This is a genomic window from Leisingera sp. F5, assembly GCF_001593695.1.
The window spans coordinates 1-1,052 of sequence record NZ_LUKH01001407.1; the positions used below are offsets into that span (position 1 = coordinate 1).

General features: G+C 64.7%; 2 protein-coding genes. One reads left to right on the forward strand and one right to left on the reverse strand.

Annotated features, from left to right (window positions below):
- Positions 1 to 383: DUF3179 domain-containing (seleno)protein (locus tag A2I95_RS41825; protein WP_291738142.1), on the forward strand; the 383-nt coding region annotated here is incomplete at its 5' end.
- A 51-nt stretch (positions 384 to 434) separates the two neighbouring features.
- Here A2I95_RS41825 and A2I95_RS41830 read toward each other — a convergent pair.
- A partial coding sequence (locus tag A2I95_RS41830) for a calcium-binding protein (protein ID WP_291738143.1) occupies positions 435 to 1,052 on the reverse strand: 618 nt, incomplete at its 5' end.

The window sequence follows — 1,052 nt, forward strand, 5'->3', positions numbered from 1 at the left end:
GTCTGGTGATGGCGCAGCCTGGCTATAACCGGCGCTACGGGCAAAACCCTTACCAGGGATATGACACGTCTGACTGGCCGTTTCTGTATGATGGCACCCCGCCGCCGCATGGGCTGGCACCGCTGGACCGGGTGGTGCGGGTTGGCAGCCGGGCCTGGCCGCTGGCGCGGCTGGCAAAGGCAGGCGAGATCCGTGAAGCAGGCGTGGTGCTCAGCTGGCGGGCCGGGCAGGCCTCGGCGCTGGATGCGGGCACGCTGGCCAAGGGACGGGACATCGGATCAGTCCGGGTGCGCGATGCAAGCGGGTTCGACGTGGCGCATGATGTGATGTTTGCCTTTGCCTTTCACGCCTTCTGGCCGGACGGACGCTGGATGCTGAAATGACAAAAGGCGCGCCGCCGGGGCGCGCCTTGAGCAGGTCAATGACCGTGATGGTCAGAACAGAAAGTTGTCCGCGTCCTGCAGCTGCGCCACGGTGATGTCTTCCACCAGAATGGTGACATTGGCAAAGGAGACCAGGACATTGTTGCCTTGGCTTTCAAAATCCAGCTGGCTCAGCCGGCTGGCGCCGCGGCCGATTGCGATGCGATCCTCACCGGCGGTGAAATCGGTGATAGTGTCGTTACCGTGGCCTTTGTGGAAGACGAAGGTATCCGCCTGGCTGCCGCCGGTCAGCACGTCGTTGCCCTTGTGGCCCAGCAGCATGTCGCGCCCGGACTCGCCCTTCAGTGTATCGCTGCCGCCGCCGCCGACCAGCAGGTCGTTGCCCGAATTGCCGATCAGAACGTCCTTGCCATGGCCGCCCTTCAGCTCATCGGCGCCGCCGCCGCCCAGCAGCCTGTCGCCGTGTTTGCCGCCAATCAGCAGATCATCGCCCATGCCGCCAATCAGCATGTCGCGTCCGCTGCCGCCCCAAAGGTCGTCATCGCCATCGCCGCCGTTGAGCGTATCGCGGTCGGCGCCACCCAGCAGGCGGTCATTGCCATCTTCGCCCAGCAACAAGTCGCTGCCGGACAGACCGGATAAGGTGTCATTGCCGGCACCGCCCAAGAT